Annotated in this window: 5 protein-coding genes; all 5 read right to left on the bottom strand. The window is 25.5% G+C overall.

The annotated features are described in order from the left end of the window. On the bottom strand, window positions 1-1189 hold a 1189-nt coding region (locus tag SPJ33_RS06195; protein ID WP_321117104.1), incomplete at its 3' end, for a class I SAM-dependent DNA methyltransferase. 49 nt (window positions 1190-1238) lie between these two features. Further along, entirely contained in the window at window positions 1239-3356 is a 2118-nt protein-coding gene (locus SPJ33_RS06190; protein ID WP_321117103.1) for a Piwi domain-containing protein, read from the bottom strand. Window positions 3357-3519: 163 nt separating this feature from the next. Further along, complete coding sequence (locus tag SPJ33_RS06185) at window positions 3520-4038, bottom strand: hypothetical protein (protein ID WP_321117102.1); 519 nt, start codon at window positions 4036-4038, stop codon at window positions 3520-3522. Between the two features lie 43 nt (window positions 4039-4081). After that, window positions 4082-4585: a YbhB/YbcL family Raf kinase inhibitor-like protein gene (locus tag SPJ33_RS06180; protein ID WP_321117101.1), complete on the bottom strand. Its 504-nt coding sequence runs from the start codon at window positions 4583-4585 to the stop codon at window positions 4082-4084. A 130-nt stretch (window positions 4586-4715) separates the two neighbouring features. Next, window positions 4716-6377: PRD domain-containing protein (locus tag SPJ33_RS06175; RefSeq protein ID WP_321117100.1), on the bottom strand; the 1662-nt coding region annotated here is incomplete at its 5' end.

The following is a 6377-nucleotide window of genomic DNA, read 5'->3' as shown; positions in this document are numbered from 1 at the left end:
TTCTTTCTTCTGACTTAGCCTTGTTAAGAACTAATATAGCAGCAGGTATACCTGTTCCATAGAAAATGTTTTGAGGCAAACCAATTACAGCTTCTATTAAATCATCATTAATAAACCCATTTCTTATCTTACCTTCAGCAGAACCTCTAAATAAAACTCCATGAGGAACAACTGATGCCATCTTACCTTTCATATTTAAACTAGATAACATATGCTCAACAAAAGCTAAATCTCCATAAGACTTTGGCGGGATTCCATAGCTAAATCTATGGAAAGCATCATGTTGTGCTTCTTCTACTCCCCAATTCTTTAAAGAAAATGGTGGATTAGCAAGAACCTTATCGAAGACCTTTAATGCTCCACCTTCAGTGTGTTTAGGTTCTCTTATAGTATCACCCTTTTGAATATCTGCTCCTTTTGCTCCATGGAATAACATATTCATCTTACATATTGCCCATGTAGAAAGATTTATTTCTTGACCAAAAAGACTTAAATTCTTAGGATTTCCACCATGCTTTTTAACATATTCTATACTTTGAATAAGCATACCACCAGAACCACAAGTTGGATCATATATTCTTTCTCCTTCTTGAGGTTTTAATATATTTGTAAGTACCTTAACAATTTCTGTTGGAGTATAGAATTCTCCACCTTTTTTACCGCCTTGGTCTGCAAATTGCTTAATTAAATATTGATATGCATCTCCAAGCATATCTTCTGATTCTAAATTTGAATTAGCTAAATTAATGCTACTGAATAATACTAAAAGTTGAGATAACTTTTTATCTGGAACCTTTTCCTTATCATTATAGTTAGTTGTACTTAAAACACCTATAAGTTCTGAATTTTTAGGTTCATCTTCAATAGCCTTAAATGCTTTATCTAATTCTGGCCCTATATTTAAAGTTAAATTTTTAAGCTTTCTCCATCTTGCTTGTTCTGGAACAAAGAAAGTTTCATAAATACTAGCATCTTCTAAAAGCTCTTCTATTTCATCTTCTTCAAGACCATCTTCTAAAAATTCTTTTCTTCTCTCTTCTCTTTCTTCATCAAATTCATCATTTAATCTTTTTAAAAATAACATTCCAAATATATAGTCTTTATACTCTGAACCACTTAATTCACCTCTAAGAATATCTGCACATTCCCAAAGTTTTGATTCTAATTGCTGTAATGTAAGCTTTTCCATAAACTTTTCTCCTTCTAACACATCAAATATTAATTCCTTTTTAAATACATTATACAAAATATAAGTAGTTTGTATCTACATTACTAGGAATCAATTCTCTATTTCCATAAGTAGAGCTTAAATCTGCATAATACGTTGTTATAGGTAGCCTTATTTTATTTAATGCACCTACATGCATAAATGTTAATTTATATGCATCTTCAACTACTTTTTCAATATCTAAATTTCCGAAAACACTTTTTATCCTTATAGGTTGTGCCATTCCAATCTTATCAGAAGGTTCTGTCGTACAAATAAATGCAGTATTATTTTTATAATAACATCTTCCCATTATAGTTTTCCATTTCTTCTCTTTAGATATAGTAGCTATCCTTCTATTAATACCTTTAGTTATCTCGATATAGTCAAAATCTATACCTATATTTGACATAGTAATTTTTAAGTTATCAAGCTCTTCTCTTGATATTCCATCTCTATGAAATGTAATGTGTCTTGGCTTGGTATTATATGCTTCCTCATATGAGGATATAGCTTCAAAAACTATATTCTTTAGTGTTTTTAATTCAATCTTTTCTCCACTTTGAGCTTCAGAAATAACCTTAGTTTTTAAAACTCCTCCATTTTTACCAATTACCTGGACAATACCTGCCTTATTAACCTTATTTTCTCTACTAACATCTAAGCCTATAAAACAATCAGAATTTAACTCTTCTTTTAAGATCCAAGGTTGAACTCCTGATTTTGCATATATACCTAAAAGGATATTTAATAATATGCTATTTTTATTTCTTTGACTATAATTAAGTGTATTATAAGAAATACATTGCGTTGGAACATTATTCATAGCACTAAAGGTTTTCTTTATTACTTTGTAATACTTACTTAAATTTCTATCATCTAAAATAACTATTGTTGTTTCATCATAATTTTTAACCATCTTATTTAATTCATAGCTAAATTTATCTTCATTTTCAATATCTATATTATTAAAATCAACCTTATCATTAAGTCTAATCCTATTAAGCCTAACTCCTAATTTAGCTGAAAACTTTTCAAGCTCATTACAAAAATTTATTATTTGTAGTAACTTTATTTTATTTTTTGCTATCATTGGATCTATAAAATACTTTATATTTACTTTTTTATTTTCATATGCTCCAAAATTTTGAAGCCCAGGCATAGGGTATTGTTGGACTCTTGATTTTCCAAATAATAATTCAGGTCTTTTAAAGTCTTTTACTTTATACCCTATGTTATTACATACCATGTTTCTCTTCTGTAAGTTTATATATTTAAATGGCTTAACTATATTTATAATCTCATTTATCATAAACCTCATTTTTTCATCAGTTTTTTGTTTAATTTTAGAATAAAAATCCCCAAATAAATTTTGATTTAAGGTTTCAAATCTACATACCTTTTTTAATCTACTTGGTATATAAGGGAAGATATCACCTCTATTACTTTTAACTAATACAGCTTTCATATCCTTTGAAAGTTTACTTACTATATAATATTGATTTTTATTTTTATAATAATCTACTATAGAGCACCCTAAATACTCGTTTTCTTCGCTTATAGTAAATGGAGCTAATCCAATATATTCATATGTTGAATTATGATAAAAATCCTTAACTCTATCCCCTGTTTTTATATTGTTATTTTCTATATCATAATCTAAAGTTTTAATATATTCAAAGCTATGACTAGTATCAAATCCAATTATTATATCTCCATTTAATTCAATATTTATATCTAATTTAAAATATCTTTTTATACTTATGCCATTTTTATAATACACAGGATTTTTAATATAAATTCCGTCCTTTATAACCTCATAAATTTCGTTATCAACGTTATCTTTTATTCCCTTTAATAATAGTCTGCTTAAAATATTTTTTTCATAGCTTTCTATGTCAACCTCTTTTCTTACTACGCTTATGTACTTTTCTTCCCCCCAGTTTTTAATCTCTTCAAATGCTCCAATATATTGCTCATAGAATGCAATTGTCATGTTATTATTTAACTTTCTTAAATTCTCTACCAGCTTATAATTTTCATTATGCCTTTTTTCAAAGTCTCTTACTCTCATTTTATATATGTATATCGGTAAATCATTTGCACTAAATCCATTTTTAAATTCAGTTATTACATTAAATTCTTCCATACTCTTCCTCTCTTCGTTTTCCTTAATTTTACATATTGATAATTATTGCACTAATTTAGTTTTTTAATCTCATATGCTCTTGCAATTTAAATAAAATACATAAAAAAGAACTAGGTTTATTTAAAACCTAGTTCTTATATTTTTAACTTATAATATAGAGATTTTAACTAAAAACTGTTCTTTCAAAATCTCTTATCATTTCTTTATTTGCGTAATTAACCTTAACATTATAAAGACTTATTTCATTATCTGAAAGATCATATTCTTTAGAATCTAAAGGCCTTGAACCTGAAGCATAGTCTTCTAATATATCATTCACAGCAGATAGTGGTGCCTTAGAATCTTCTTTATAATAGCCTCCATCTGTTGAATCTACATTTATGCTAAGCATTGAATCTAATGCACGTTCTAAACTTTCATCATCCATTACTTTATAATATTCAATTATTAAATGTAACGCTGTATTTAGCTTTTTACAATCAAACTTTGGAAGGCTTTTTAATTGTTCTTTTGTAAGTAATATCCCATAATTTAAAATACCTTCTATTATCTTTAAAGCTTCTAAGCTTGTTACTTTTTCATAATTTATATTTTCAATTAATTGCTTTTTATTATTATTTTTAATATTACTATTAATCATAATAATCCTTTTAAGCAATTCATTTATCTTAAACTTCTTCATTTTTACTCTCTCACTTCTATCTTCTTTGTATAATTTACTTAAACTAATTATTATATATACCTTTTATAGTATCTTGGTCTATAATATGACCATCCATTTCTTTATATAGTTCATTTAAATAAAAACCATCTTGTAAATCAACTAATTTATCTAATGCAAAAACATGAAGTTCATATGTATGTGGCTTATCTGGAGGTGTCATTCCACCATAATAGCTTGACTCTCCTCTGCTTAAGTTTTTGCCAAGTTCACTATGCCAGCTATTTATTCCTTGAATAAAATCTCTAGCATTTTGACTTTCATTTTCCATAATATAATCTCTAGTTATATTTGCTGCAATCCAATGAATCCATGTAAATCCTTTAGTTACTGGTTGTGCATCTTTATCTTCTAATACTAATGCAAAAGATACTGTATTTCTAGGAGCATCTTCTATCTTTATAGGTAATGAATATGTAGGTACTCCAAAAGCATTAAATTGGATTCCCTTTTTTCCATACTTTTCATCAATAATACCATTTTTAATACCTTCACTAGTTACTTTCATAAATCCTCTTCTCCTTCATTCATAGTTAAATATTAATACTAAAAAATAGTAGTATTAAATACTACTATTTTATAAATTATTATACATAATAAATTTGAACTTTTTAGTGTTTATCTGTAACTTTTTAATGCTATTTTTTTAATTTTCCAAGTCTACTTTCTATTATCTCCTGTATTAATTTAATTTCCTTACTTGTTAGATTAAGATTATATTCTTTTGATATATTTTCAAAGCTATCATCTATTATTTTTATGATTTTCTTATTATTTTTTATATAATCGCTATCATCTTCTTCAAATACTAATTCTTGATTTAATATAAGCCTTTCTATCATTATGCTTATATGAATATATAAAAGCATTCTAAGGTCTAATGGAAATGCAGTTTTTAAGCCATTTTCCATTTTGCTTATTATTATATCAACTTCATTTATTATTTTATTTGGATCTAATATATTTAATTGATTTATTATATTTTTTAAAGAAAACATTTTTACAATATCTTTTTTTATAACTTTAATATCATTTTTATCTAAGAACTCTAATAAAATCTTTTCAAACCTTTTATTTGAACTAGAGCTTATTATATTTTCTAATAAGATGCAATTTACTCCATCTATCTTTAATTCAGTTGTACTTATTACAAGTTTAACATCATATTTTGAGAAAATTTCATCATCAATTCCCTTGCTAGCTAAATTACCATATGCATACGGTATTACATCAATATCAGTATTTCTTGTACATGATGAGAGTAAATCTTTTATTTTTACAGCAGTTCCTATGCCAGAAACACAAGTTGTCAATATAGCTTTCCTTTTTTTCTCACCTTTAATAAATCTATAATTATATCTCTCATTATTTTCTATATAATCAATTATACCTTTATATATTCTTTTGCCTTCAAGCATTATTTTTGCAATATTTATAGCAAAATTTGTAGTTATATTATTTATAACTATAAGATTCCCTTTTATTACATATTTTAAATCATCAGCAATATATAATAACGATTTCATATCAACCAATATTATAGTTTCTTCTTCATTATCAACTGAACTTAAGTATTCTTTTACTTTTCTTGTTATTTCTTCTTTTGAAATATCTATAGGAATATCAATTGTATCAAATATAAATTCATCAAAATATTGATTTACAATACTTCCAATGCTACTTGTAGTTGAATAACCATGTGCTATTATGAGTGCATTTATATTTATATTATTATTTTTAAAGGTAATTAAACTATATAACATAATAAGTAACCTAGTGTTAAAATTAATATCATACCCCATAATACTCTTAACATTTAATACTATCTTATTTACCATTATATATTCTTTTAATAATTTTCTATTTAATATTTCTTCTAATCTACTTTTTTCTTCATCTGCCCATATTGAATCTAAGCATTTATGCTTCATGAAAAATAATATTATCTTTGTAAATATCTTAGCTGTATTGCCAAAATATTTTAGTCCATAATTATCATGATCTATTTCAAGAGTTTTGCTTATTATATTTAGATATTGTCTTTCTAAAATGTCATTATTTATACTGTTTTCTTTATATAATATATTACTTAAACATATATTGATTGCTAAGCTTATTTTTTTTCTAAATTCCTCTATACTTAAATTATTTTCATCATATTCAATAAGTATATTATATAAAGAAGTAATATTTTCATATATGACTTCATCAATAGAGCCTTCTTTTATTTCATAACTTTTTTCTCTTCTATACTTATCTAAAATCTTCTTACTAATGAATTGAACTGGTCTACTTTTAAT

Origin of the sequence: Clostridium sp. (assembly GCF_034179595.1) — a bacterium.
In the GTDB taxonomy this organism is placed as follows: domain Bacteria; phylum Bacillota; class Clostridia; order Clostridiales; family Clostridiaceae; genus Clostridium.
Note: the sequence above shows the minus strand (reverse complement) of the source record. Positions and strands in the feature narration are given on the sequence as shown.

Bases quoted from the DNA above. Each gene is read 5' to 3' on its own strand.
- SPJ33_RS06190 (WP_321117103.1), bottom strand. From the start codon at position 3,356: ATGGAAGAATTTAATGTAATAACTGAATTTAAAAATGGATTTAGTGCA.
- SPJ33_RS06185 (WP_321117102.1), bottom strand. From the start codon at position 4,038: ATGAAGAAGTTTAAGATAAATGAATTGCTTAAAAGGATTATTATGATT.
- SPJ33_RS06180 (WP_321117101.1), bottom strand. From the start codon at position 4,585: ATGAAAGTAACTAGTGAAGGTATTAAAAATGGTATTATTGATGAAAAG.